Source organism: Herbaspirillum sp. YR522, from assembly GCF_000282575.1.
Lineage (GTDB): Bacteria > Pseudomonadota > Gammaproteobacteria > Burkholderiales > Burkholderiaceae_D > Herbaspirillum.
In genome coordinates this window covers 1-24,748 of record NZ_AKJA01000006.1, presented here as the reverse complement: position 1 = coordinate 24,748, position 24,748 = coordinate 1, and the positions used below count along the sequence as shown (strand labels likewise).

The window sequence follows — 24,748 nt, the reverse complement described above, 5'->3', positions numbered from 1 at the left end:
AGGCGTTGCGCTGTCGCAACATATAAAAGCCGGGTAAGTGTTCGTCAAGGAAGAGGCGCTGCCACCTTCCATCAAACCAACTAAATCATCACAAGAACCTTGGCAAAATAACAAATGGATCCCGTGCACAGATTGTGCGACGGCAAGCATGGCGTCGCCATCGGGATTTCCCTGAGCGAGGCGCCCGGCGGACGTGAAAAAGGCCGGAGCGCCTGGTGGCGGTCCGGCCTTGCTGCGATCAGGGGGAGGTGATCAGCGCGCCAGTGCGGGCGCTCCCGGAGTGATATCCAGCATCGGTTCACGCGGTGCCGCGGCGAACGTGGGTTCGGCGCCGAGGCGGAACTGGCTGACCACTTCCGACAGCCGCACCGCCTGCTCCTGCATGGCTTCGGCGGCAGCGGCGGCCTGTTCGACCAGCGCCGCATTCTGCTGGGTGGTCTGGTCCATGTCGGTGATGGCCAGGTTGACCTGGCTGATGCCGTCGCTCTGTTCGCCGCTGGCGGCGCTGATCTCGCCGACGATATCGGCCACATGGCGCACGCTGGTGACGACTTCATCCATGGTGCTGCCGGCCTGCACCACCAGGGCGCTGCCGGAACCGACCTTGGCCACGGTGTCGTTGATGAGCCCGGTGATTTCCTTGGCGGCGGCGGCCGAACGCTGTGCCAGCGAGCGTACCTCCGACGCCACCACGGCGAAGCCCCGCCCCTGCTCGCCGGCGCGTGCCGCTTCGACGGCCGCGTTCAGGGCCAGGATGTTGGTCTGGAAGGCGATGCCATCGATGACGCCGATGATGTCGACGATCTTGCGCGAGGCGTCGCTGATGCCTTGCATGGTCGCCACCACCTGCGACACCACCTGCCCGCCCTGGTGCGCCACCGACGAAGCCGATGCCGCCAGCTGGTTGGCCTGGCGGGCATTGTCGGCGTTCTGCTGCACGGTCGAGGTCAATTGCTCCATGGCCGAGGCGGTCTCTTCGAGCGACCCGGCCTGGCGTTCGGTGCGGGCCGACAGGTCGAGGTTGCCGCCGGCGATCTCGCGCGAGGCGGTACCGATGGCGTCGGTGCCACTGCGCACCTGGCCGACGATCCTGGCCAGGCTGTCGCTCATGGTCTGCAAGGCGTGCAGCAATTGGCCGGTCTCGTCACGGCGGGCCGCCAGGGTGCTGTCGATGCGCGAGCTGAGGTCGCCCGCGGCCACGGTCTGGGCCACCTCGACGGCGCGCGCCAGCGGACGGGTAATGCTGGCCGCCAGCCACCAGGCAAAGGACATCCCGGCCAGCAACAGCAACGCGCCCAGCGCGGCCATCAGGGTGCGGCTCTGTTCGTAGACGTTCTGGATGTCGCGGGCGATCTGGTCGATACCGGCGCGTTGCACGTCGAGCAACTTCTGCAGCAGATCGAGATAGCCCTTGGCGGCCGTGTTGTAGGGCCCGGCCAGGATCGCCGCGGCCTCGCTGGTGTTGCCGTCGGCCTTGGCCTTGGTGATGGCGTCTCGATACTTGATGTAGTCCTGGCGCACCACCGAGAGCTGGTCGAACACGGCCTTTTCGTCAGGCGAGCTGAGCAGCTCGGCCACGCCCTTCTGCTGGGCGCTGGACACCTTGGAGGCGGCCGCATGTTCCTCGGCGAAGAAGTTGGCCAGGGCCGAATCGCTGCTCATGGCGATGGCGGTGGTACGGCGCACGCTGGTGTGGATGGTACGGTACCAGTCCGAGACCAGCCTTTCCTTGGTGAGCGGCTGTTGCATCATGGCGTCGGTGGCCGCGGCGATGCCGTGCAGGCGCCAGATGCCGAGTGCCACCACGATGCTGGCGGCGACCAGGATGATGCCAAAGCCGAGCGCCAGGCGCCGGCCGATCTTCATGTTGGCGAAATGTCGCATGAATTCCCCTGTGAATGGTCTTGGCGCAGACGGACGTTGCGCAGCCTGAGCCGATGGTAGCCGCCCAGATCTTCGCCACGGTATCAGGCAATTCCCGAGCAACGGTAATCGTGTCGTCAATAAACTACGGACTATTCGTTGCGCCATTGTTAAGCGCCAAAGCCTGGAAATTATTCGGTTCCGACGCAGTCGATGGCCGGGTGCACTGCCCCCGGTCCCGTGCCGCGCATCCTGCCCTGCTTGCGTGACGGCCTGAAGACCGGTCACGCCGTCGCGGCGCTCAGCGCGCCACGAAGTCTTCGTTGGTCTGGCTGGGCGGGAAATTGACGGTGAAGGTGCTGCCGTGATCCGGTACCGAGTGGATGTCGAGCGTGGCGTGATGGCGCAGCAGCACATGGCGCACGATCGCCAGGCCCAGGCCGGTGCCCTGGGTTTCGCGGGAACGGCTCTTGTCGACCCGGTAGAAGCGCTCGGTCAGGCGCGAGATATGCTCGGGACTGATGCCGATACCGGTGTCCTGCACCGAAAAATACGCACCGCCCTCGCCGCCGTTCCAGCGCACCACGATGCGCCCATCCTGGGGCGTATACCGTACGGCGTTGGTCACCAGGTTGGTAAAGGCACTGCGCAGCTCGTCGACATTGCCCTTGAGGTCGGGGCCGTCGACTTCCAGCTCGACCACGTGCCGCCCCGCCGACAGCGCCCGCGCTTCGCTGGCAATGCCCTCCAGCAGCGGCTTGACGCGCACCACCTCGGAACGCAGCGGGTAATCGATCGATTCCAGGCGCGTCAGGGTCAGCATGTCGTCGATCAGGTTCTGCATGCGCTGTCCCTGCTCGGTCATCAGGCTCAGGTGCGCGGCGCGGGTCTGCGGGTCCAGGTTGGGCTGGGCCAGCGCGATCTCGAGAAAACCGTTGATCACCGTCAAGGGCGTGCGCAATTCGTGGGAGGCGTTGGCCACGAAGTCGCGCCGCATCATGTCGATGCGCTCGGACTCGGTGGCGTCGTGCGTGACCAGGATCTGGCGCCGGTTCTCGAATGGAATGATCTGCACGATCAGCTTGCGCTCTTGCAGGGTCAGGATCAGCGGCTGCTCGTAGCGCCCCAGGATGATGTAGTCGATGAAGGCCGGATTGCGGATCAGGTTGGTGACCCGCATGCCGCGGTCGCGGTCCAGCTTGAGCCCCAGGTGCTGCTGGGCGGCCGGATTGCACCACTCCAGGAACAGCACGTCGTCCATGATCGCCACGCCATCGGGCAGCAGGCTCATGGCCTGGCGAAAGCGCGCCAGCCATTCGGCCAGTTCGGCCTGGTTGCGCTCGTCGTCGCGACGCATGCGGTACAGGCGCGCGTAGACGTCGGTCCAGGCGCCCCAGCCGTCAGGCAGGCGCACCTGCACCGGGTTGTCGAGCCAGATCGACAGCCGCAACAGGAAATGCAGGTGCGTGATCATCATCGCTCCCACACCCAGCACCGCGACCACCAGGCCGGCGATGGCACCAAAGAAGAAACCGACGACGCCCGCACCGGCCAGGCACAGGGCCAGGCGCAGGACTGCGGGAATCCAGAACAGCAGTTGTGGACTCATGAATTCAGAAAGCGTGAAGCGCAAGCGGGCCCGCAGGCCCGGGTTACCTGGTGGACAACATGTAGCCGACGCTGCGCACGGTCTTGATCAGGTGTTCGGCATCGCGCAGCGCCTTGCGCAGGCGCAGCACGTGCACGTCGACCGTGCGCTCCTCGATCACGACGTGGTCACCCCAGACACGATCGAGCAGCTGACTGCGGGAGAATACCCGATCCGGATGCGCCAGGAAGAATTTCAGCAACTTGTACTCGGCATGACCGATATCGATCTTGCCGCCCGACAAGCTCACCGAGCAACTGGCGGGATCGAGCGTGATGGGGCCGGCCGACATGATTTCCTGCGCATGTTCGGGGCTCTTGCGGCGCAGCAGCGCCTTGATGCGCGCGGTCAGTTCGCGCGGCGAGAACGGCTTGGTGATGTAGTCGTCGGCGCCATTGTCGAGGCCGGCGATCTTGTCTTCTTCCATGCTCTTGGCGGTGAGCATGATGACCGACATCTGCTGCAGCTGGCGGTCGGCGCGGATACGCGACAGCAGGTGCAGGCCGCTGCGGTCGGGCAGCATCCAGTCCAGCAGCACCAGTTGCGGTGCGCGGTGCTGCACGAAATCCCAGGCAGCGGCCGCGGTGGACACCACGAAACTGGACCAGCCGGCTTCCTTGAGCGTGAACGCGATCAACTCTGCAATCGACGGTTCGTCTTCAACGATGAGGATAGTGGTCATCTGTTCTACTCTCGATAAGGGGCCAGCGCCATCGGCGGCCGGCGCCCGGTTTGCGGGCCTGCCTGCGCACGACAGGTGTGCCCGGTCAGGCCTGCGCCTTGCTCAGCCGCGTTGGCCGGGGGCGCCGGAGATCAGTCCTCTTCCTCGTCGGCGGCCTTGGCCGAACCGAAATCGGTATGACGGATATCCTTGCCGCCGACCACGTAGACCACGTATTCGGCGATGTTCTTGGCATGGTCGCCGATACGCTCGATGGCCTTGGCCACCCACAGCGTATCGATGGAGCCCGAGATGGTGCGCGGGTCTTCCATCATGAAGGTGATCAGGCTGCGGGTGATCTGGCGGAAACCATGGTCGATGCTGGCGTCCTGCTTGATCAGCTCGAGCGCCTGCTTGTCGTCCAGGCGGGCAAACGCATCCAGGGCGCTGCGCAGGATCTCGGACGCCTGCTCGGCGATCAGGCTGACGGTCTCGTAGTGGCTGATCAGCCCCACGCCGCGCTTGTGCAGGTGAATGGCGGTACGGGCGATCTTGGTGGCTTCGTCGCCCACCCGCTCCAGGTCGGTGATGATCTTGATCGTGGCCATCACGGTACGCAGGTCGTTGGCGGTCGGCTGGCGACGCACGATCAGGTGGCTGCAGGCGTCGTCGAGTTCGACCTCGAGGCGGTTGACTGCCTCGTCGTCCTTCATCACGCGCTTGGCGACCTCGATGTTGCCGGTGCGGAAGGCCGAGATGGCGTCATGGAACTGATGTTCCACCTGGCCACCCATGGCCAGCACCTTGGAGCGGATGGCTTCCAGATCACTGTCGTACTGCTTGGAGGAATGATCACCGGTCATGTAAAAACCCCAAAAATTAATATAAAAAAAAGTGCAAAGCAGCACGAGCGCAGCGAAGTGCAGAAAAGTGCCCAACAGGCGGTTCGAGGTGCGGCATGGGCGTAGCGAGCGGTCGTGAGGTCTGCACGACAAGCGCAGTCGTACTTTCGGTACGACGAGCATCGCAGTGCGGGCATCACGGCCGCGCAGTAGCCCAGGCCGTGCCTTTATCCAAACCGGCCGGTGATGTAGTCCTGGGTTTCCTTGCGCACCGGATTCATGAAGATCTGGTCGGTCTCGCCAAACTCCATCAACTCGCCCAGGTACATGTAGGCGGTGTAGTCCGAGCAGCGCGCGGCCTGCTGCATGTTGTGGGTGACGATGGCGATGGTGTAGTCGTTCTTGAGCTCACCGATCAGCTCTTCGACCTTGGCCGTCGAGATCGGGTCGAGCGCCGAGGTCGGCTCGTCGAGCAGCAGCACCTCGGGCTTGACCGCCACGCCGCGCGCGATGCACAGGCGCTGCTGCTGGCCACCCGACAGCGACAGGCCGCTCTTGTGCAGCTTGTCCTTGACTTCGCCCCACAGCGCGGCCTTGTTGAGGGCCCATTCGACGCGCTCGTCCATCTCGCCCTTGGGCAGGTTCTCGTACAGGCGGATGCCGAAGGCGATGTTGTCGTACACCGACATCGGGAACGGGGTCGGCTTCTGGAACACCATGCCGACCTTGGCGCGCAGCATGTTCAGGTCCTGCCCCGGCTCCAGGATGTTGTTGCCGGCGTAGATGATCTTGCCCTCGGCACGCTGGCCGGGGTACAGGTCGTACATGCGGTTGAAGGTGCGCAGCAGGGTCGACTTGCCGCAGCCCGACGGGCCGATGAAGGCGGTGACCTTGCCTTCATAGATGTTCATGTTGATGTTCTTGAGACCCTGGAAGCCGCCGTAGTAGAAATTCAGTTGCGCCACTTCAAGGGTAGTCTTCAGGGCCGGCGCATGGGCGCTGGCCGCCGCCACGTTGCTGGCGTTGGTCGAAAAGGGGCTTGCCATTTGAGCAGTATTCATGTCGGTCACTTTGTCGGTTTAGCCGGGGATCTGTTGCTTGAACAGCGTACGGGACAGCACATTGAGCAGCAGCACGCTGAAGGTGATCAGCAGCGCGCCACCCCAGGCCAGCGAGACCCAGTTGTCATAGGGGCTCATGGCGAACTGGTTGATCACCACCGGCAGGTTGGCGATCGGACGATTCATGTTGGTGCTGAAGAACTGGTTGTTGAGGGCGGTAAACAGCAGCGGCGCGGTTTCACCCGAGATCCGCGCCACCGCCAGCAGCACGCCGGTGACCACGCCAGCCTTGACCGCGCGCAGGCGCACGATGATGGCCACCTTCCAGCGCGGCGCGCCGAGCGCGAAGGCGGCTTCGCGCAGGCCGCTGGGCACCAGCTTCAACATGTTGTCGGTGGTGCGCACCACCACGGGAATGGCGATGAGCGAGATGGCGAAGGTACCGGCCCAACCCGAGAAATGCCCGACGTTGGCCACGTAGATCGCGTAGACGAACAGGCCGATGACGATCGAAGGCGCCGACAGCATGATGTCGGTGACGAAGCGGGTGACCTGCGCCAGCTTGCTCTGTTCACCATATTCGGCCAGGTAGACGCCGGCCAGGATACCGATCGGCGTGCTGATGAGCGTGCTGATGCCCACCATCAGCAAGCTGCCCACGATGGGATTGAGCAGGCCGCCGCCCTCGCCGCCCGGACCGGGCGTGTTCTCGACCAGCAGGCCGAAGTTGAGTGCGGCCACGCCCTTGATGACCAGCGTCAGCAGGATCCAGGCCAGTACCGCCAGGCCCAGGCCCATGGCCAGGAACGAGAAGATCATGCCGAGCCGGTGCTGCAGCAGGCGCTTGCGGTACACCGGGTTCATCGCGGCTTGCGGTTCGACGATTTGATTGGTCTGGCTCATTTGCTACCTTCCTTGCGCGCCATGCCCATCAGCATGACCTTGGCCGCGGAGAGAACGATGAAAGTGATCACGAACAGGATCAGGCCCAGCGCGAACAGCGACGACACATGCAGCTTGCTGGATGCCTCGGCGATTTCGTTGGCCAGCGTCGAGGCGATACTGTTGCCGGCGGAAAACAGCGACCACGACAGGCGGTGCGAATTGCCGATCACGAAGGTGACCGCCATGGTCTCGCCCAGGGCGCGACCCAGTCCCAGCATGACGCCGCCGACGACACCGGTCTTGGTGTAGGGCAGCACCACCTTGCGCACCACTTCCCAGCGGGTGCAGCCCAGGCCGTAGGCCGATTCCTTGAGCACCGCCGGCACCACTTCGAACACGTCGCGCATGACCGACGAGATGAACGGGATGATCATCACCGACAGGATCAGGCCGGCGGTCAGGATGCCGATGCCCATGGTGGGGCCCGAAAACAACACGCCCAGGCCGGGGATCTGGCCCAGCGTGCCCTTCAGGAAAGGCTGGCCGTACTCGGCAAACAGCGGCGCGAACACGAACAGGCCCCACATGCCGTAGATGATGCTGGGCACGCCGGCCAGCAGCTCGACTGCGGTACCCAGCGGCCGACGCAGGCGGGCCGGGCAGATCTCGGTGAGGAACAGGGCGATGCCGAAGCTGACCGGGAACGCGATCAGCAAGGCGATGATCGACGTCGACAGCGTGCCGACGATGGCGATCATGGCGCCGTACTGGTCGTTGGTCGGGTCCCATTCGACGCGGGTGATGAAGCCGGCGCCGAATTCATGGAAAGCCGGCCAGGCGCCGATGAAAAGCGAAACGATGATGCCGCCCAGCATCAACAGCACCGACAGTGCGAAGGTGAGCGTCAACTTGTGGAAAAAGAAATCCTGCAGCCGCTGGCGGCGCATGACGGCAAGCAGCTGCTGGTGCGCGGCTTGCGCATTGGCAGTGTCGGTCGGCGATTTTTTTACTTCGGAATTCGACATAGCCGTGGTGGAATAATTTGCGCTCATTTTGAGTTCACCAGTAAATCGGGCCATCGCCGCGAATGCTCCCGCCAGAACGAATTTCCAGCTGGAGTTGCTCGTTTCGCCGCGATGGCCCGTAGTGCTTCGATGGAGGAAGCCCGTCTTCAGCCTGGCCTCAGGTGATTACCAGATTGCCTTGCCGCTGCCATCCTTGACGCTGGCCTTCCACGAATCTTCCACCAGCTTGACCACCGATGCCGGCAGCGGGACGTAGTCCAGTTCGGCAGCCGACTTGCCGCCGTTCTTGAATGCCCAGTCGAAGAACTTCAGCACTTCGCGACCCTTGGCGCCGTCGCCAGCCTGTTCCTTGTGGACCAGGATGAAGGTGGCGCTGGAGATCGGCCACGAGTCCTTGCCGGCGGCGTCGGTGAAGTCGACCGCGAAGCCAGGGGTCTTGGCCCAGTCGCCGGCGGCGGTAGCGGCCTTGAAGGATTCGTCGTCAGGCGACACGAAGTTGCCGTCGCGGTTCTTCAGTTGGGTGAAGTTCAGCTTGTTCTTCTTGACGTAGGCGTATTCGACATAGCCGATCGCGCCTGGCAGCTTCTGCACGTTGGCGGCGACGCCTTCGTTACCCTTGCCACCCACGCCGGTGGGCCACTTCACTGCGGTACCGGCGCCGACCTTGCTCTTGAATTCGGCGTTGGCCTTGGCCAGGTAGCTGGTGAACACATACGACGTGCCCGACGAATCGGAACGATAGACCACGGTGATGTCGTCGGCTGGCAGCTTCACGCCCGGGTTCAGGGCAGTGATCTCGGGTGCATTCCACTTGGTGATCTTGCCGGCGTAGATGTCGCCCAGCACCTGGCCCGACAGCTTGACCTGGCCCGGTTGCACATCCTTCAGGTTGACCACCGGCACCACGCCACCGACCACGGCCGGGAACTGGGCCAGACCGGCTTCGGCCAGTTCTTCCTGCTTCAGGGGAGCGTCCGATGCGCCGAAGTCGACGGTCTTGCCCTTGATCTGCTTGATACCGCCGCCGGAACCGATCGACTGGTAGTTAAGGCTGTTGCCGGTGGCTGCCTTGTACAGTTCTGCCCACTTGGCATAGACCGGGTACGGGAACGAGGCGCCTGCGCCGGTGATTTCTGCTGCATGGACCGCGCCGCTGAAAGCGAAAGCGCCGGCCACTGCGACTGCAACAGACTTGATCAGGTGGTTGAACCCCATTTCAGATACTCCTATGTTTTTGAAGAGATTGAGCGCCTCGGAAGGCAGCTGGACACATGCACTTTCCGGACAGGGCGAACTTTAACCAGCAATTGTGACGAGTTTATGACCCGCCCAAGACCTTCGGAAGACTTGCCGAGGCCCGGCAGACGGGCGCCAGGGCCGTCAGCGCGGGGCCTGGCTGCGGCGGCGACTGCCACGCCGGGCGCGTCATATTGCCGTCGATAAATAACAAAAAGACAACAAAACACATCAAAGCGCATGAAATTTTTGTGACAAGCACTTGTCGGACATGTCATAAACTCGTCATAGAGCGCCAATACACTGCCCGGCAAAACCAGGATGGCCAGGGAAGAAAGAATGACTAAAAAAGCAAAGTCGGAAAGCAGTCCAGCACCAGAACTTCCTGCCACTACGATCTACCTGAACCGCGAGCTGTCGCAGCTGGCGTTCAATCGTCGCGTCCTGGCGCAAGCCGAGGACGCCAGCGTGCCGCTGCTGGAGCGCCTGCGCTACCTGTGCATCTGCGGCAGCAACCTGGATGAATTCTTCGAGGTGCGCATCGCCAGCCTGCTGGCCAACCGCATCGAGGGCGAAAACATCGACCCGCCCGAGCTGCGGGCCGCGCTGGAACGCACCAGCGCCGAATGCCATCGCATCGTCGCCCGCCAGTACCAGTTGCTCAACGAAGAGATCCTGCCGCAGCTGGCGCAGAACGGCATCCACCTGCTGCGCCACGAAGACCGCAACGAGGCGCAACGGATCTGGGTAAAGGGTTATTTCGAGCAGAACGTGCGACCGCTGTTGACCCCGATCGGGCTGGACCCGGCGCATCCCTTCCCGCAGGTGGTCAACAAGAGCCTCAATTTCATCATCGAGCTGTCGGGCAAGGATGCCTTCGGGCGCGGCACCAGCGTCATGATCGTCAAGGCGCCACGGGTGCTGCCGCGGGTGATCCAGTTGCCGGACCATCTGTCGGCGCCGGGACAGGCCTCGTTCTGCCTGCTCTCCTCGGTGATCCATGCGCATATCGCCGACCTGTTCCAGGGCCGCGAGATCATGGCCTATTCGCAGTTCCGGGTGACCCGCAACAGCGACCTGTGGGTGGACGAGGAAGAAGTCAAGAACCTGCGCCAGGCGCTGGAGACCGAATTGCAGAGTCGCCAGTTCGGCGTGGCGGTGCGCCTGGAAGTGGCCAGCAACTGCCCGCAACACCTGGCGCGGCTGCTGCTGGACCAGTTCGGCATCGAACGCAACCGCCTGTATGCGGTGGACGGGCCGGTCAACATGGTGCGCCTGGCCGAGCTGGTCAGCCTGGTGGAGCAGCCGCAGCTGCGTTTTCCGCCGTTCTCGCCGACGCTGCCGCAGCAACTGATCGGTGAGAACATCTTCAGCGTACTGTCGCGGCGCGACGTGCTGCTGCACCACCCTTTCCAGTCGTTCCAGCCGGTCGTCGATTTCATTCGCAGCGCCGCCCACGATGCCAGCGTGGTGGCGATCAAGCAGACCATCTACCGCACCGGGATGAACTCGGACCTGATGGAAGCCCTGATCTACGCCGCCCAGCATGGCAAGGAAGTGACCGTCATCGTCGAACTGATGGCGCGCTTCGATGAAGAGGCCAACATCAACTGGGCGGTCAAGCTCGAACACGCCGGGGCGCAGGTGGTGTACGGCGTGGTGGGGCTCAAGACCCACGCCAAGCTGGCGCTGGTGATTCGCCGCGAAGACCAGGCCCTGCGTTTCTATGCCCACCTGGGCACCGGCAACTACCATCCCAACACCACCAAGTTCTATACCGATTTCGGCTTGCTGACGTCCAACCAGGAACTCAGCGCCGAGGTCAACGAGGTCTTCATCCACCTGACCAGCCTGAGCAAGCCGCGCAACCTCACGCACCTGTGGCTGGCGCCGTTCTCGCTGCAGAAGGAGACCATCCGTGCCATCCGCAACGAAGCCCAGATCGCGCGCGAGGGACGCCCGGCGCGCATCATCGCCAAGATGAATGCGCTGCTGGACGAATCGGTGATCCGCGCGCTCTATGCGGCCTCGGCCGACGGTGTGAAGATCGACCTGATCGTGCGCGGCGCCTGCGCGCTGCGCCCGGGGGTGGCGGGCCTGTCGGAGAACATCCGGGTGTTTTCGATCATCGGCCGCTATCTCGAGCATTCGCGTATCTATTATTTCCGCAACGATCTCAAGCACGACGTCTACCTGGGCAGCGCCGACTGGATGAACCGGAACCTGTTCCGTCGCATCGAAGTGGCGTTCCCGGTGCTCGACCGGGCGCTCAAGAAACGGGTGATCAACGAAGGGCTCAACCCCTATCTCAAGGACAACACCAACGCCTGGCAGCTGGACGCCAACGGCCAGTACACGTTGAAGAAGGCGCGCGCCGGGCAGAAGCATTTCAGCGCCCAGCAGCACCTGATGACGACCCTGGGCATCCCTGCCCTGCCGCCCGACCAATGACTGCAAGCCACCAGGAGCCGACATGGAATTGATCTTATGGCGCCACGCCGAAGCCGAGCTGGGCGAACCCGATGAAGGGCGCACCCTGACCCCGAAAGGCCACAAGCAGGCCGGCAAGATCGCCGACTGGCTCGATCGCAACCTGCCCGACAGCTGCCGTATCCTGGTCAGCCCCGCGGCCCGCACGGTGCAGACCGCCGAGGCACTGGGTCGCAAATACAAGGTGCTCGACGAACTGGCGCCGGACCGCTCGGTCGAGGACCTGCTGCGCGCGGCCAACTGGCCCGACAGCCGCGAACCGGTGCTGGTCATCGGCCACCAGCCCACGCTCGGCCTGGTGGCTTCGCAACTGATCTCGGGCCAGGTGCAGGAATGGTCGCTGCGCAAGGCCAACGTGTGGTGGATCGCGCAGCGCGAACGGGGCGATGTCACCACCAATTTCCTCAAGGCGGTCATCGCACCGGAGTTGATCGGCGGTTCGGGCAAGCGCTGACACTGGCCGGGCGGCCAGGCCGGGGCGACACGGTCCGAGCTCGGGATGTGCCGGCTCGATGCCGCGGCCGCGGCACCCTGCGCCTATTGCGCTACCGATGTTCCACCAGGGCCGAAGCCAATGGCCGGCAAGCAGCCGGCGCCACGCTTGCCGGATCCAATCAGAACATTCCCCAGTCATCATCCTTGTCAGGCGCAGCCGGGTTGGTGCGTACCGGGGTGACCGGTGCCACCGGGGCAACGGGGGCGGCGGTGTCGACCACCCGCAGCACCGGCCTGGATGCCACCGGTCTTTCAGCCCGGGGCGCCACGCCCGCATGCATTTTTTCGGCCACCTCCGCATCGATGCGGAAGGTGCCGACCACGGCGATCAGTTGCGCCGCCTGCTCGTTGAGCGACTGCGCCGCCTCGGCCGCCTGCTCGACCAGGGCGGCGTTCTGGACGGTGCTTTCGTCGATGCTGGTGATGGCGCGGTTGACCTCGGCGATGCCGCTGCTTTGCTCCTGGCTGGCATGCGAGATCTGGCCCACGATGTCGTTGACCCGCTGCACGCTGGCGACGATGTCCTGCATGGTCAGCCCGGCCTGGGCCACCAGGCGGCTGCCGGCCTCGACCTTTTCGACCGAATCGTCGATCAGCACCTTGATCTCCTTGGCGGCGCTCGAGGAGCGTTGCGCCAGGCCGCGCACCTCTGAGGCGACCACCGCAAAGCCGCGTCCCTGTTCACCGGCACGCGCGGCTTCGACCGCGGCATTGAGCGCCAGGATATTGGTCTGGAAGGCAATCCCGTCGATCACGCTGATGATGTCGACCACCTTCCTGGAAGACGCATTGATCGAGGCCATGGTGTCGACCACCTGCCCCACCACGGTCCCGCCCTCGGCCGCCACCCCCGAGGCCGAGGCGGCCAGCTTGCTGGCGGCACGGGCATTGTCGGCATTCTGCTTGACGGTCGAGGTCAACTGCTCGATCGAGGCCGCGGTCTTTTCGAGCGATGCCGCCTGCTGCTCGGTGCGGCGCGACAGGTCATGGTTGCCCGAGGCAATCTGCGCGGCGGCGTTGGAGATGGCCTCGGTGCCGTGGCGGACCTGCCCCACCACGCGCTGCAGGCCTTGCGTCATCGAGTGCAGGGCAGCCATGAGTTGACCGGTCTCGTCGCGCCGGTCCACCGGGATCTCTACCGTCAGGTCACCCTGTGCCACCTGTTCGGCCACATGCACGGCACATCGCAATGGCGTCGAGACGATACGCGCCAGCCATACCACCAGGGCGATGCTGAGCAGCAGGCAGCAACTCAACAGCCCCCCGGTCAGCATCAGCGAAGCGCGGTAGCCCGCTTCGGCCTGGCGGTCGGCTTCCTGGCTGCCTTCGCTGTTGAGCACCACCAGCGCTTCGCCGCTGTCGATGATGCGCGCGTAGTGCCGATCACCTTCGGTGCGCAACAAGGCCAGGGCCTGCTCGCGCTGGCCCGAATCGGCCAGCTGCAAGACCTGTCGCTGCACTTGCCGGTAGTCGGCGAAGGCCTGGCGCAACTGGTTCAGATGGGCTTGCTCCTGGGGCAGCGGCGCCAATGGCTCGAACTCGACCAGGAGGCGCTCGAACAACGCCATCTGCGCCGAAGACTGGCGTGCATAGTTCGCGCCGGCGGCGGCGTCGGCTGCGCTCAGGTTGAGCAATTGGTTGACCCGCGCGCCGGCGATGGCCAACTCCAGCTGCTGGGCGATCTGGATGCTGGGCAGCCAGTTCTGCGACATGTCGCGGGTGGCCTGGTTGACCTTGCTGATCTGCAGGATCGACACCACCCCCAACATGCAACTGAGCCCCAGCATCAGCAGGAACGTCAACGCCAGCTTGATCGATATCCTCAGGTCATAGAACCACTTCATGGCTTCTCCTCGGGGGCAATAGACGACAACGGGAACAATGCGCCGATGCCTGATTGCACCGGACTGGCAGTCTGCCCTTGCGCTCATTCTGCGATGCCACCCCCGAAATGCCACTCGCTTGAATTTGAGTTTTTACGAGTTTTCAAAAAGGCAAAAAAAATGGCCCGTCGAGCGACGGGCCATGCACTACCTGCCACGACGGTGTGGCCTCAGAAGGTTTCCCAATCACCGTCCTGGTCGGACCGGGCCGGCACCGGGCGCGCCGTCGGCGCCGCCACCCGCGGCGTCCTGGCCAGCGGCGCGGCGGCCTTGGCCAGCGGTGCGCGCGGCCTGACCGGTACCGCCGCCGTCACCGTCACCTGTGGCGCGGGGGCAGTCGCCAGGTCGCCCAGGCGGAAGATCGACACTTCCTGCATCAGGCCATGGGCCTGCTGCTGCAGCGACTTGGCCGCAGCGCTGGCCTGCTCCACCAGCGCCGCGTTCTGCTGCGTGGCTTCGTCCATCTGCGACACCGCCCGCGAGACCTGCTCGATGCCGGCGCTCTGCTCATTGGACGCCGACGAGATCTCGCCCATGATGTCGGTAACCCGCTGCACCGCATCGATGACGTCGCTCATGGTGCTGCCTGCCTGCCCGGCCAGCTCCGAGCCGGCCTGCACGCGCTCCACCGACAGCATGATCAGGTTCTTGATTTCCTTGGCGGCCGACGACGAGCGCTGCGCCAGTGCCCGCACTTCGGTGGCCACCACTGCAAATCCGCGGCCCTGCTCGCCGGCGCGCGCGGCTTCGACTGCCGCGTTCAAGGCCAGGATGTTGGTCTGGAAGGCAATGCCGTCGATGATGCTGACGATCTCGGTGATCTTGGTCGAGCTGTCGCGAATCTCTTCCATGGTCTGCACTACCCGCGCCACCACATTGTTGCCGTCGGCGGCGATGCTGGAGGCATTGACCGCCAGGGTCGACGCCTGGCGTGCATTGTCGGCGTTGTGCTTGACGGTACTGGTCAGCTCTTCCATGCTGGATGCGGTTTCTTCGAGCGACGCCGCCTGTTGTTCGGTGCGCCCCGACAGGTCGAGGTTGCCCGAGGCGATCTCGCGGGTGGCGGTGGCGATGGCTTCGCTGCCGCCACGCACCGCGCGCACCGTCCCGGCCAGCTTGTCCTGCATGCGTTCCAGCCCGGCCAGCAGCTGTCCCATCTCATTGCTGGAATGGACCTGGATCGGGCGGGTCAGGTCGCCGCCGGCAATCGCGTCGAAATGCGCCAGCGCCCGGCTGATCGGCTCGCCGATGGCACGACGCAGCGACAGCCAGCTGTACAGCGCCAGCAGCAGCCCCACCACGATGGCGCCGATCGACAGCCGGCGTGAGGTTTCGTAGCGGCTCATCGACGCCTCCAGGCTGGCCTGCGCCTGCTGCGCCTCGTACTTGCTCAGGGCCTGGCCGTCGGTCTGCATGGCGGTATAGACGGTGCCCACCACCCGCGCGGTGTCGCCGATGGCCTGGCGGTCGCCGGTCTTGATGACCTCGGCGAACCTGGCCAGTGCATCCTCGGTTTTCTGGATCCCGTCCGACACCTTGGCCACCAGCACCCGCCCTTCATCGGTCTGCGGCAAGGCGGTGTAGCGCGCCCACCAGCTCAAGGCTTCCTTGCGGGCATTGGCATCCATGCCGGCCATGCGCTCGGCCCAGGCCGGATCGCTGGTCATGGCGGCCTGGTCCAGCGAGGTGCGCTGGCGACCGATCCAGATCAGCACGTTGTCGGCAGCCACCGTCTTCGGGATGCGCTCTTCGGTGAGTTCGCGGTTGATGTCGACCGCCGCCGACATGCCCAGCAGGCCCGCGGCGCCCACCACCAGCAGCAGCAGGGACAATATGAAAATGGCAATGGCAAGCTGTGCCTTGATGGAGATGTTCTTCAGTGACATGGGCTGTCTTTTCTTGGTGGATGGATGGAAGGACGCGGCGTTGCGCCTACAGCCCCGAATGCCGCGATACACCCGTGGGTGCAGCGATCTCGTTGTCGGCTGAGCGCTATCCGATGTCATGACGACATCGGGAATCGCGCTACTGGCTGTTTCATCATTACGGCCGGAAAATCCATAAATTCAATGCAAATGCGCCTGCTCGCAGTTCCTTGCGGCAACAAAAACGCCGTGGCTTATGAGGCCACGGCGTTCTTCGTTGCTTCTAAAGAAGATTAAATTATTTCGACTCGCCTTCAGAACTCCTCGAACTCGTCGTCGCGCACCGGTTGCCGGCGCGGGGCGGCGGCCGGCGGCAGGCTGGCGCTGTCGGGGGCGACCTGGCGCGCCTTGACCTCGATGGCCGGCGCCGCGTTGACGGTGCGAACCGGGCTGCGTGCCGGCGCCACCGGCATGGCCGGCTTGGCTGGTGCCGCGGCGCTGGCGCCTGGCCCCTGTTCCACCCGCAGGCGGAACACCGATACGGCATGCGCCAGCGCGTCGGACTGTTCCTGCAGGCTTTCCGCCGCGGCCGCCGCTTCTTCCACCAGCGCCGCGTTCTGCTGGGTGATCTCGTCGATCTGGGCGATGGCGTTGTTGACCTCGGCGATGCCGGCGCTCTGCTCGGCGCTGGCGGCAGTGATCTCGCCCATGATGTCGGCCACGTGGCGCACCGAGGTCACGATCTCGTTCATCGTGGCGCCTGCCTCGTCGACCAGCTTGCCGCCGGCATCGACCTTTTCGACCGAGTCACCGATGAGGCCCTTGATTTCCTTGGCGGCCGATGCCGAGCGCTGCGCCAGCGAACGTACCTCGGAGGCCACCACCGCGAAGCCGCGGCCCTGTTCACCGGCCCGTGCCGCTTCCACGGCCGCGTTCAGGGCCAGGATGTTGGTCTGGAAGGCGATGCCGTCGATGACGCCGATGATATCGACGATCTTGCGCGAACTTTCCTTGATCGAGCCCATGGTGTCGACCACGTCGCTGACCACCCGTCCGCCCTTGCTGGCGTAGTCAGAGGCCGATACCACCAGCTGGTTGGCCTGGCGCGCGTTTTCGGCATTCTGCTGCACGGTGGAGGTGAGCTGTTCGATCGAACTGGCGGTTTCTTCCAGGCTGGAAGCCTGAGATTCGGTGCGATTGGACAGGTCGATGTTGCCGCGTGCGATTTCGTGCGAGGCCACCGAGATGATGGCGGCGCTCTGCTTGACCTCGTTGAGGGTGGCGGCCAGGTTGGCCTGCATGGCCCCCAGCGAATTGACCAGGGTGGCGGCCTCGTCGCGCCCCTGGTCGCTGAACTCCTGCGTCAGGTCGCCGCTGGAGATGGTCTCGGCGATACTGCCGGCGCGCTTCAACGGGCGGGTGATCGAATTGGTGATGACGAAGGTGAAGAAGATACCCAGGCCCAGCGTAAACACCCCGATGACCAGCATGCCGATCTGCGCCTTGCGATAACTTTCCTTGGCTTGCGCATGGGCCGCGTTCATGTCGTCCTGCTGGAAACTTGCCAATGCGCCAACGCTGGCCATCCACTTCTCGTGGGCCGGCAGGAAGTCGCTCTTGAGCAGCTGCGCCGCATCGAAATAGTTGCCGCTGCCGACCTGCTCGCGGATGGTGGCCACCACCGGAAACAGCTTCTTGCTGTCGGCCACCGCCGCATCCAGCAATTGCTTGCCGCGCCCGCTGTCGGCCAGCTCCGCCAGGCGGCGCTCGGCGCCGACATAGGCCTGCAACAGGCGCGTCAGGTGGGCATCCTCGGCCTTGCCCTCGGCCGCGTCGGTGGGCGTGACCACCTTGCGCAAGGCCAGCGCCAGCTCGCTGCCCGACTCGCGCATGTTCATCGCCGTGGTCATGCCAGCGACCTTCTTGCCGATCACGTATTCACTGCTGTCCTGCAATTCGGCCATGCGCCACAGGCCAATGGCCAGGATCGCGGCGGCACACAACAAAATGAGGCAGAAACCGACGGCCAGGCGGGTGCCGATCTTGAGACGTTGGATCATGGTTGAACTCTTCCTGATAAGAACGACAAGCTTTGGCGCACAAGCACAATGCGCGATGAATGACTGACGATGCATTATCACCGCAGTGACCGGCAAAGGCTTGTCTTGCAGGAAGTATTCAGCACGATTCATGCCTGATCGTGGTGATCGGCAGCCCCGTCGATCGCCATCGATCGCCCCCGACGCCGATGTACGGCTGCACGCCTGCCTGCAGGACCAAGCCAGCGAGGCGCATCTTAGAGAACCGCATGGCCGCCAGCAAATGCTTTGTCGGCATGTCGCCATACGCCTTTTGCATAGTTGCTCAAATTAGGGCGCGTGCCCCGAATCCGGGCAAGGCAAGAGGCGGCGATGTTGATATTTCGACATCGCCGCGACAAGGCTCACGACACCTGCAATGCCAGCGTCGATAAGGTACGGTTGTCGCTGTCGGTGCGAAACACGCTGACCGCGCCCGACAGCACTTCGGCCTGCTGCTGCAGGCTTTCGGCGGCGGCGGTGGCCTGTTCGACCAATGCCGCGTTCTGCTGGGTGATCGATTCCATCTGGACGATGGCGTCATTGACCTGCGCAATGCCGGTGCTCTGCTCCTGGCTGGCGACCGTGATTTCGCTCATGATGCCGGCAACCCGGCGCACCGCCTCGACGATCTCGCCCATGGTCACGCCGGCGTCGTCGACCAGCTTGCCACCGGCATCGACCTTCTCGACCGAGTCGCCGATGAGTTCCTTGATTTCCTTGGCGGCCGCCGCCGAACGCTGCGCCAGCGAGCGCACCTCCGAGGCCACCACGGCAAACCCGCGTCCCTGCTCGCCGGCGCGGGCCGCTTCCACGGCCGCGTTCAACGCCAGGATGTTGGTCTGGAAAGCAATGCCGTCGATCACCCCGATGATGTCGACGATGCGTCGTGAACTGTCCTTGATATCGCCCATGGTCTGCACCACGCCACCGACCACATCGCCGCCGCGGGCGGCCAGTTGCGAGGCCGATGTCGCCAGCTGGTTGGCCTCGCGCGCATTGTCGGCGTTCTGCTGCACGGTCGAGGTCAGCTGCTCCATGGCGCTGGCGGTCTGCTCCAGGCTGGAGGCCTGCGACTCGGTACGGCGCGACAGGTCGCCATTGCCCAGCGCGATTTCGCGCGAGGCATGCTGGATCACCTCGATGCTGCCACGCACTTCGGTGACGATGCCTCCCAGGCTGCCGGTCATGTCATTGAGCGATCCCATCAACTGCGCCGATTCGTCGCGCCCCATCGATTGCATGCGCGCGGTCAGGTCGTAGGCCGCCACCCGTCGCGCCATGGCCACCGAGGAAGCGATCGGAGCGGTGACCGAGCGCGTGATCATGACGCCGACCCAGGCCGCCACCACCGCCAGCAATGCGATGCCGCCCAACACCAGCAACTGGTTACGGCGCAGTTCGCCGTTCTGCGCCGTCAGCTGCGCCTCGAGCACCTCGGTGACCTGCTCGATGGCCTTGAACTGCTCGTCGATGGCGGTGGTGAATTGCTTGAAGTATTCCGGTGCGGCATAGCTCAATTGCTCCGGCAGCACCACCTGCTCGCGCGCCAGCTTGACCACCCCGCCGCCGAGCCGGCCGACGTTGTCGAACACCGGTCCCAGCCTGTCGCGCAGCGCCGGATTGGCTTCGGCCGCCTTGCTGAAATAGCGCTGGGCGGCATTGAGCCGATCCTCGGCCCGTTCCAGCATGCCGCCCAGTTCGAGCCGGTCGGCCAGCTGGATGTCTTTCTTGAACAGCAGTCCGGCGCCGCGGGCGCGGGCGCGCCCCAGGTCTTCGGTGAGCCCGGGCATGGCGATGAAGGTGGCGTTGATCAGCTGGGTGCTGTCGAAGTCGGGATCGGTACTGTACTTGAAGGTGTCGAGCAGGCGATCGTTGAGTTCGAACAGCTTGGCGATGACGGCGCTGTGCGCGCCGAAGCTGGCCGGCGCGGCCAGCGACCTGACGGCCACGGCGTCACGGACCTTGGTCCATTCGCCCTGTTGCTGCTTCAGCAGGCTGATGACCCGGCTATCGACCACGTGCATGGTGGCCAGCGTGTCCGACAATGTCCGCAGTGCCCGGTCGACCTCGCCCGCCTTGGCCTGGCGGGTGGCGTCGACGCTGGCGTCGCCGCTCAGCAATACCGCCGACAGGCCGCGGTGCTGCTGCATGAGCTGGATGCTGCGCGCCAGGTTGCGAATCGGCGTGACGCCCTGGATTTCGGTCTTCTTGAAACTGATGATGCGTTCGGTGCCGACGATATACAGCACCGACGGTACCCCGAAGAGGATCAGGCCGATGCCCCCCAGCAAGGCGAATTTCTGCCACAACATCAGATTGGCCAAGATACGTTTCATCACTTCCCCCCAGATAGTGAATTACGACGGTCAACGAAATGACAACCGATTCAATACTAACGCTTTAAGCCAGGGGGAGTGACGGCAGACTGCGTAATTGATACAGGTTTCCGCGATGCAACATCGGCCGCCCGTGTCAACGGTTGCCGCGTATCGCCTTGACCGGCGCCCGTGCGGCGGCCGGCCTGCGCACCAGGTGCAGGTGATGCAGGAACTGCTGGGTGGCCGACTCCCAGGAGCGCTGCTCGGCATGCGCGCGCACGGCGACCGGATCGAGGCCGATGGCTTGCAGGCAGGCCCGTTTCAGGTCGGCGTCGAGGATACCCGAGACGCCATGCTCGACCACATCGATGGGCCCCTCGACCGGATAGGCCGCCACCGGGATACCACAGGCCATGGCTTCGAGCAGCACCAGGCCGAAGGTATCGGTCTTGCTGGGAAAGACGAACACGTCGGCGCAGTTGTAGTAGGCGGGCAATTCGTCATGCCCCTTGGCGCCCAGGAAACGCACCTGTGGGTAACGCCGCGCCAGCTCCTCGCACTGCGGTCCGTCGCCGACCACCCATTTGGTGCCCGGCAGGTCGAGCCGCAGGAAGGCTTCGATATTCTTTTCCACCGCGACCCGCCCGACATACAGCAAGAGCGGGCGCTCGATGCACGCGTGATCCTCGGGCACCGGCCTGAAATGCGTGGTATCGACGCCTCGCCCCCACAGCGCGACATGGCCGAACCCCTGCTGTTGCAATGCCTGCTTCATCGCCGGCGTGGGTACCATCACCGCCTGCGAGCGCTTGTGGAACCAGCGCAGCAACGCATAGGTGATCACCTTGGGCAACAAGCGCCGCGCGGCCAGGTATTCGGGAAAGCGGGTGTGATAGGCGCTGGTGAAGTCCAGCCGGTGACGTAAGCAATAGCGGCGCGCGGCCAGTCCCATGGGGCCTTCGGTGGCGATGTGGATACAGTCGGGCATGAATTGCTGCAACGCCTGCGCAATGCGCGCATAGGGCTGGTAGGCCAGCCGGATCTCGGGATAGGTCGGGCAGGCGAAGGTGCGGAAGTCGCGCGGCGTAAGCAGCAGCACTTCATGTCCGGCATCGCGCAGGCAGCGCACGGTGCAACGCAAGGTGTTGACGACCCCGTTGACCTGGGGTTCGCCGGCGTCGCTGATGATGGCAATGCGCATGAACGATTACGCGCTCAGCGCCAGGTCGGATACCGCCTTGGCGCGCCGCGCCTTCCTGGTTTGCATGATCTCTTGCCAGCTGACCAGTCGCAGTGCGCCATCGGCATCTTCCACCAGCGCCGACAGGCTCTCTACCCAGTCGCCGTCGTTGCAATAGGTCACGCCGCCGATGTCGCGGATCTCGGGCTTGTGGATGTGGCCGCAGATGACGCCGTCGAGCCCGCGCTTGCGGGCCTCGTCGGCCAGCGCATCTTCGAACGAGCTGATGTAGTTGACCGCGTTCTTGACCTTGGATTTGAGGTACTGCGACAGCGACCAGTACGGCAGGCCGGCCCGCGCGCGCCAGCTGTTGAACCACTGGTTGAACTTGAGGATCATGGTATAGAGCGAATCGCCCACGTAGGCCAGCCACTTGGCGCAGGCGATCACGCCATCGAAGCGGTCGCCGTGCAGCACCAGCATGCGGCGACCGTCGGCGGTGACGTGCACCAGCTCGTCGCGAATCTTGATACCGCCGAAATCGAGATCGATGAACTGGCGCACGACCTCATCGTGGTTGCCCGGGACGAACACCACGTTGGTGCCCTTCTTGGCTTTCTTGAGCACGGTCTGCACCACGTTGTTATGGCTCTGGTCCCAGTACCAGCGCCGCCGCAGTTGCCAGCCGTCGATGATGTCGCCCACCAGGTACAGTGTCTCGGATTCGGTGGCACGCAGGAATTCCAGCAGGCGCTCGGCCTGGCAACCGGTGGTGCCGAGGTGGATATCCGAAATCCAGATGGTGCGAAAGCGCTGCGCGTCGCGCTTGCCGTCGCCATGGCTTGCGTGTGCGTCGCCGGTTTGCCCCAGCAGGGCGGCGGCGGCATCCAGGAACTGTTCGCGTGGCTTCATACGGGCCTCGTTTCCTTCAGGTAGTGACGGGCATAACGGCCATCGAGCTTGGCCAGCGGCAGCAACAGGAAGAAATCGGCCGAGTGGAAATCGGGATCCCAGGCCGGTTCGCCGCACACCCACGCGCCGCTGCGCAGGTAGCCCTTGAGCAATGGCGGCACTTGCGGCGTGTGGCCGGGCTCGCGGTCGTCCAGCGGGAAAGGCAGGTGGGGCGCGACGCGATAGTCGGGCGGGGCCAGGTTCTTTTCGGCAAAGGCGTGATACAGCGCGGCGGCGTTGTGACCGCCATCGGCCAGGCTGACGCTGGCGCAACCCATCAGGTATTGGCAGCGTTCGCGGCGCATGTAGGCGGCCAGGCCGGCCCACAGCATCATGATCACGCCGCCGCTGCGATAGTCGGGGTGGATGCAGGCGCGTCCGGCCTCGCAGATCGTGCCGCGGATATTGTCCAGGCGCGAGAGGTCGAACTCCTGCTCCGAATAGAACTTGCCCATGCGCCGCGCGCCGTGCGGACTGAGCACCCGGTAGGTGCCGACCACGCTGAGGGTCTTGCTGTCGCGCACGATCAGGTGATCGCAATAGTGATCGAATTCGTCCTTGTCGAGGCCTTCGGGATTGGCCAGTGCCGACAGGTTCATCGCTTCGATGAAGACCTTGTAACGCAGGCGTTGCACTTCACGCACTTCTTCCGGGGTGGTCGCGAGGCTCAAGCTCAGCTTGGAAAAACTCGGATTGGTATCGGCAGCAATGGTAAAGAGTCTCATGCATCGTCCTTTCGCAGTCGTAACGCTGCCCAGACTAGCGAGCGATTATGTCCGCCGGATGACGTACGAGACGGTTTTTGCGCCCGCAACAACACCCCGTGGCGCGGCGTTACAATGGCATGACCAACATGTGACAAGACACTGACAGAAACAGTGATTGCGTCGCCTGCAGGAGACAGGCAGGCTTCCCTTGTTCGGCAAGACCGGTTTCGCAACTCCATCAACTCGAATCAACAAAGGAAGGAAACACCATGCTACTGAAGGATAAAGTCGCCCTCATTACCGGCTCGGCCAGCGGCATCGGCAAGGAGATCGCGGTCGAATATGCGCGCCAGGGCGCCAAGGTGGTGATCGCCGACCTGGCACTGGAGGCGGCCAAGGCCACCGCCGACGAGATCACCCGTGCCGGCGGCACGGCACTGGCGTTAGCCATGAACGTCACTGACGAAACCCAGGTCGACAAGGGCATCGCCGACGCCGTCAACAGTTATGGCGGGCTGGATATCCTCATCAGCAATGCCGGCATCCAGATCATCAGCCCGGTGACCGAGCTGTCGCTGGAGAACTGGCGCAAGATGCTGGCGATCCACCTCGACGGCGCCTTCCTGACCACCCGTGCGGCCATGAAGGCAATGATCAAGCAGGGACGCGGCGGCTCCATCATCTACATGGGCTCGGTCCACTCGCATGAGGCCTCGCCCTTGAAGGCGCCCTACGTCACCGCCAAGCATGGCCTGCTGGGCCTGGCCAAGGTGGTGGCCAAGGAAGGCGCCAAGGACAAGATCCGCAGCAACGTGATCTGCCCCGGCTTCGTGCGTACGCCGTTGGTCGAGAAGCAGATTCCCGAGCAGGCCAAGGAATTGGGCATCAGCGAGGAAGACGTGGTCAAGAAGGTGATGTTGAAGGATACCGTCGACGGCGAATTCACCACCACCCAGGACGTGGCGCAGACCGCGGTGTTCCTGGCGGCCTTCCCCACCAATGCGCTGACCGGTCAGTCGGTCGTGGTCAGCCACGGCTGGTACATGCAATAAGCGACGATGAGCGCGTCCCGGCTCGAGGTACGCTCCTATGGCGGCGAGGCGCTGACGCACAGTCACGACTTCGCGCAACTGGTGCTGCCGTTGACGGGACGCATTGCGCTCGACATCGATGGATGTGCGGGGGTGGCCGATGGCAACACCGCCGCCTTCGTGGTGCCTGGTGCGCGTCATGCCACCAGTGCCGACGGCGACAACGGGGCGCTGGTGGTCGACCTGGCGCCGGGCGTGGCCGAAGCGCGGCTGCTGGAACAATTCAGCAAGGCGCCGTTCGTGCCGTTGTCGTTGGCTGCCGGCAAACTGGTCGAATTCATGCGGCTGATGCTGGCCCAGCACCAGGCAGTGGCGCTGAGCCAACTGCAGCACTGGTTGCCGTTGCTGCTCGACACCTTGGCCGGCCAGGCGCCGCGCCCGCAATCGCGACTACAGGCCTTGATGGCCAGGATCGAAGCCGACCCGACGCAGGCCTGGTCGATTGCCGACATGGCGGCGGCCGCCG

The 24,748-nt window shown here is 64.3% G+C and carries 18 protein-coding genes and 1 pseudogene; 4 read left to right on the top strand and 15 right to left on the bottom strand.

Translation table 11 applies throughout. The annotated features are described in order from the left end of the window. Positions 1 to 252 precede the first annotated feature (252 nt). The 8 genes from PMI40_RS00200 to pstS form a co-directional block, all read right to left on the bottom strand. A complete protein-coding gene (locus PMI40_RS00200; RefSeq protein ID WP_008110892.1) occupies positions 253 to 1,884 on the bottom strand; it encodes a methyl-accepting chemotaxis protein in 1,632 nt (543 codons plus the stop codon). 280 nt (positions 1,885 to 2,164) lie between these two features. Beyond that, the gene (gene phoR / locus PMI40_RS00195; RefSeq protein ID WP_008110890.1) at positions 2,165 to 3,472 is read right to left on the bottom strand and encodes a phosphate regulon sensor histidine kinase PhoR; all 1,308 of its coding nucleotides are present in this window, start codon (positions 3,470 to 3,472) and stop codon (positions 2,165 to 2,167) included. 43 nt (positions 3,473 to 3,515) lie between these two features. Then, positions 3,516 to 4,193, bottom strand: a complete 678-nt coding sequence (locus tag PMI40_RS00190; protein ID WP_008110889.1) for a response regulator — start codon at positions 4,191 to 4,193, stop codon at positions 3,516 to 3,518. 131 nt (positions 4,194 to 4,324) lie between these two features. After that, positions 4,325 to 5,035 carry a phosphate signaling complex protein PhoU gene (gene phoU, locus PMI40_RS00185; protein ID WP_008110888.1) on the bottom strand — a complete coding sequence of 237 codons (711 nt, stop codon included), beginning with the start codon at positions 5,033 to 5,035 and terminating at the stop codon, positions 4,325 to 4,327. 206 nt (positions 5,036 to 5,241) lie between these two features. Further along, the gene (pstB, locus tag PMI40_RS00180) at positions 5,242 to 6,060 is read right to left on the bottom strand and encodes a phosphate ABC transporter ATP-binding protein PstB (protein ID WP_008110886.1); all 819 of its coding nucleotides are present in this window, start codon (positions 6,058 to 6,060) and stop codon (positions 5,242 to 5,244) included. Positions 6,061 to 6,093: 33 nt separating this feature from the next. After that, entirely contained in the window at positions 6,094 to 6,978 is an 885-nt protein-coding gene (gene pstA, locus PMI40_RS00175; protein WP_008110884.1) for a phosphate ABC transporter permease PstA, read from the bottom strand. Continuing rightward, positions 6,975 to 7,985 carry a phosphate ABC transporter permease subunit PstC gene (gene pstC, locus PMI40_RS00170; RefSeq protein WP_008110882.1) on the bottom strand — a complete coding sequence of 337 codons (1,011 nt, stop codon included), beginning with the start codon at positions 7,983 to 7,985 and terminating at the stop codon, positions 6,975 to 6,977. The genes pstA and pstC overlap by 4 nt, the downstream gene beginning before the upstream one ends. A 165-nt stretch (positions 7,986 to 8,150) precedes the next feature. Further along, complete coding sequence (pstS, locus tag PMI40_RS00165; RefSeq protein ID WP_008110880.1) at positions 8,151 to 9,200, bottom strand: phosphate ABC transporter substrate-binding protein PstS; 1,050 nt, start codon at positions 9,198 to 9,200, stop codon at positions 8,151 to 8,153. A 360-nt stretch (positions 9,201 to 9,560) separates the two neighbouring features. Here pstS and ppk1 point away from each other — a divergent pair, with 360 nt between their 5' ends. Further along, complete coding sequence (gene ppk1 / locus PMI40_RS00160; protein ID WP_008110878.1) at positions 9,561 to 11,672, top strand: polyphosphate kinase 1; 2,112 nt, start codon at positions 9,561 to 9,563, stop codon at positions 11,670 to 11,672. A gap of 22 nt (positions 11,673 to 11,694) precedes the next feature. After that, positions 11,695 to 12,165 carry a histidine phosphatase family protein gene (locus PMI40_RS00155; protein ID WP_008110877.1) on the top strand — a complete coding sequence of 157 codons (471 nt, stop codon included), beginning with the start codon at positions 11,695 to 11,697 and terminating at the stop codon, positions 12,163 to 12,165. Positions 12,166 to 12,325: 160 nt separating this feature from the next. Here the strand turns inward: PMI40_RS00155 and PMI40_RS00150 are convergent, their stop codons facing one another. The 7 genes from PMI40_RS00150 to PMI40_RS00115 all read right to left on the bottom strand — a co-directional run bounded on the left by PMI40_RS00150 (position 12,326) and on the right by PMI40_RS00115 (position 23,209). Further along, the gene (locus PMI40_RS00150) at positions 12,326 to 14,050 is read right to left on the bottom strand and encodes a methyl-accepting chemotaxis protein (protein ID WP_008110875.1); all 1,725 of its coding nucleotides are present in this window, start codon (positions 14,048 to 14,050) and stop codon (positions 12,326 to 12,328) included. A gap of 209 nt (positions 14,051 to 14,259) precedes the next feature. Continuing rightward, entirely contained in the window at positions 14,260 to 15,975 is a 1,716-nt protein-coding gene (locus PMI40_RS00145) for a methyl-accepting chemotaxis protein (protein ID WP_008110874.1), read from the bottom strand. Between the two features lie 293 nt (positions 15,976 to 16,268). Further along, the gene (locus PMI40_RS00140; RefSeq protein ID WP_008110873.1) at positions 16,269 to 18,014 is read right to left on the bottom strand and encodes a methyl-accepting chemotaxis protein; all 1,746 of its coding nucleotides are present in this window, start codon (positions 18,012 to 18,014) and stop codon (positions 16,269 to 16,271) included. A gap of 383 nt (positions 18,015 to 18,397) precedes the next feature. Beyond that, positions 18,398 to 20,371 carry a methyl-accepting chemotaxis protein gene (locus PMI40_RS00130; RefSeq protein WP_008110871.1) on the bottom strand — a complete coding sequence of 658 codons (1,974 nt, stop codon included), beginning with the start codon at positions 20,369 to 20,371 and terminating at the stop codon, positions 18,398 to 18,400. 136 nt (positions 20,372 to 20,507) lie between these two features. Continuing rightward, positions 20,508 to 21,554 (bottom strand): glycosyltransferase family 1 protein, encoded by a 1,047-nt coding sequence (locus PMI40_RS00125; protein WP_008110870.1) that lies wholly within the window; start codon positions 21,552 to 21,554, stop codon positions 20,508 to 20,510. A 6-nt stretch (positions 21,555 to 21,560) separates the two neighbouring features. After that, on the bottom strand, positions 21,561 to 22,445 hold the full coding sequence (locus tag PMI40_RS00120; RefSeq protein WP_008110868.1) for a UDP-2,3-diacylglucosamine diphosphatase: 885 nt from the start codon (positions 22,443 to 22,445) through the stop codon (positions 21,561 to 21,563). Then, the gene (locus tag PMI40_RS00115) at positions 22,442 to 23,209 is read right to left on the bottom strand and encodes a GNAT family N-acetyltransferase (RefSeq protein ID WP_008110866.1); all 768 of its coding nucleotides are present in this window, start codon (positions 23,207 to 23,209) and stop codon (positions 22,442 to 22,444) included. The genes PMI40_RS00120 and PMI40_RS00115 overlap by 4 nt, the downstream gene beginning before the upstream one ends. A 251-nt stretch (positions 23,210 to 23,460) precedes the next feature. Here PMI40_RS00115 and PMI40_RS00110 point away from each other — a divergent pair, with 251 nt between their 5' ends. Together PMI40_RS00110 and PMI40_RS00105 are read left to right on the top strand one after the other, a co-directional pair. Next, entirely contained in the window at positions 23,461 to 24,243 is a 783-nt protein-coding gene (locus tag PMI40_RS00110; RefSeq protein ID WP_008110865.1) for a 3-hydroxybutyrate dehydrogenase, read from the top strand. Positions 24,244 to 24,249: 6 nt separating this feature from the next. After that, positions 24,250 to 24,748 (top strand): annotated as a pseudogene (locus PMI40_RS00105) (AraC family transcriptional regulator); the annotation flags it as partial.

Excerpts from the sequence above, each read along its gene's own strand:
- PMI40_RS00190 (WP_008110889.1), bottom strand. The coding sequence starts at position 4,193 with ATGACCACTATCCTCATCGTTGAAGACGAACCGTCGATTGCAGAGTTG.
- PMI40_RS00125 (WP_008110870.1), bottom strand. The coding sequence starts at position 21,554 with ATGCGCATTGCCATCATCAGCGACGCCGGCGAACCCCAGGTCAACGGG.
- PMI40_RS00120 (WP_008110868.1), bottom strand. The coding sequence starts at position 22,445 with ATGAAGCCACGCGAACAGTTCCTGGATGCCGCCGCCGCCCTGCTGGGG.
- pstS (WP_008110880.1), bottom strand. The coding sequence starts at position 9,200 with ATGGGGTTCAACCACCTGATCAAGTCTGTTGCAGTCGCAGTGGCCGGC.
- PMI40_RS00130 (WP_008110871.1), bottom strand. The coding sequence starts at position 20,371 with ATGAAACGTATCTTGGCCAATCTGATGTTGTGGCAGAAATTCGCCTTG.
- ppk1 (WP_008110878.1), top strand. The coding sequence starts at position 9,561 with ATGACTAAAAAAGCAAAGTCGGAAAGCAGTCCAGCACCAGAACTTCCT.
- PMI40_RS00145 (WP_008110874.1), bottom strand. The coding sequence starts at position 15,975 with ATGTCACTGAAGAACATCTCCATCAAGGCACAGCTTGCCATTGCCATT.
- pstA (WP_008110884.1), bottom strand. The coding sequence starts at position 6,978 with ATGAGCCAGACCAATCAAATCGTCGAACCGCAAGCCGCGATGAACCCG.
- phoR (WP_008110890.1), bottom strand. The coding sequence starts at position 3,472 with ATGAGTCCACAACTGCTGTTCTGGATTCCCGCAGTCCTGCGCCTGGCC.
- phoU (WP_008110888.1), bottom strand. The coding sequence starts at position 5,035 with ATGACCGGTGATCATTCCTCCAAGCAGTACGACAGTGATCTGGAAGCC.
- PMI40_RS00155 (WP_008110877.1), top strand. The coding sequence starts at position 11,695 with ATGGAATTGATCTTATGGCGCCACGCCGAAGCCGAGCTGGGCGAACCC.
- PMI40_RS00115 (WP_008110866.1), bottom strand. The coding sequence starts at position 23,209 with ATGAGACTCTTTACCATTGCTGCCGATACCAATCCGAGTTTTTCCAAG.
- pstB (WP_008110886.1), bottom strand. The coding sequence starts at position 6,060 with ATGGCAAGCCCCTTTTCGACCAACGCCAGCAACGTGGCGGCGGCCAGC.
- pstC (WP_008110882.1), bottom strand. The coding sequence starts at position 7,985 with ATGTCGAATTCCGAAGTAAAAAAATCGCCGACCGACACTGCCAATGCG.
- PMI40_RS00110 (WP_008110865.1), top strand. The coding sequence starts at position 23,461 with ATGCTACTGAAGGATAAAGTCGCCCTCATTACCGGCTCGGCCAGCGGC.
- PMI40_RS00150 (WP_008110875.1), bottom strand. The coding sequence starts at position 14,050 with ATGAAGTGGTTCTATGACCTGAGGATATCGATCAAGCTGGCGTTGACG.
- PMI40_RS00140 (WP_008110873.1), bottom strand. The coding sequence starts at position 18,014 with ATGATCCAACGTCTCAAGATCGGCACCCGCCTGGCCGTCGGTTTCTGC.
- PMI40_RS00200 (WP_008110892.1), bottom strand. The coding sequence starts at position 1,884 with ATGCGACATTTCGCCAACATGAAGATCGGCCGGCGCCTGGCGCTCGGC.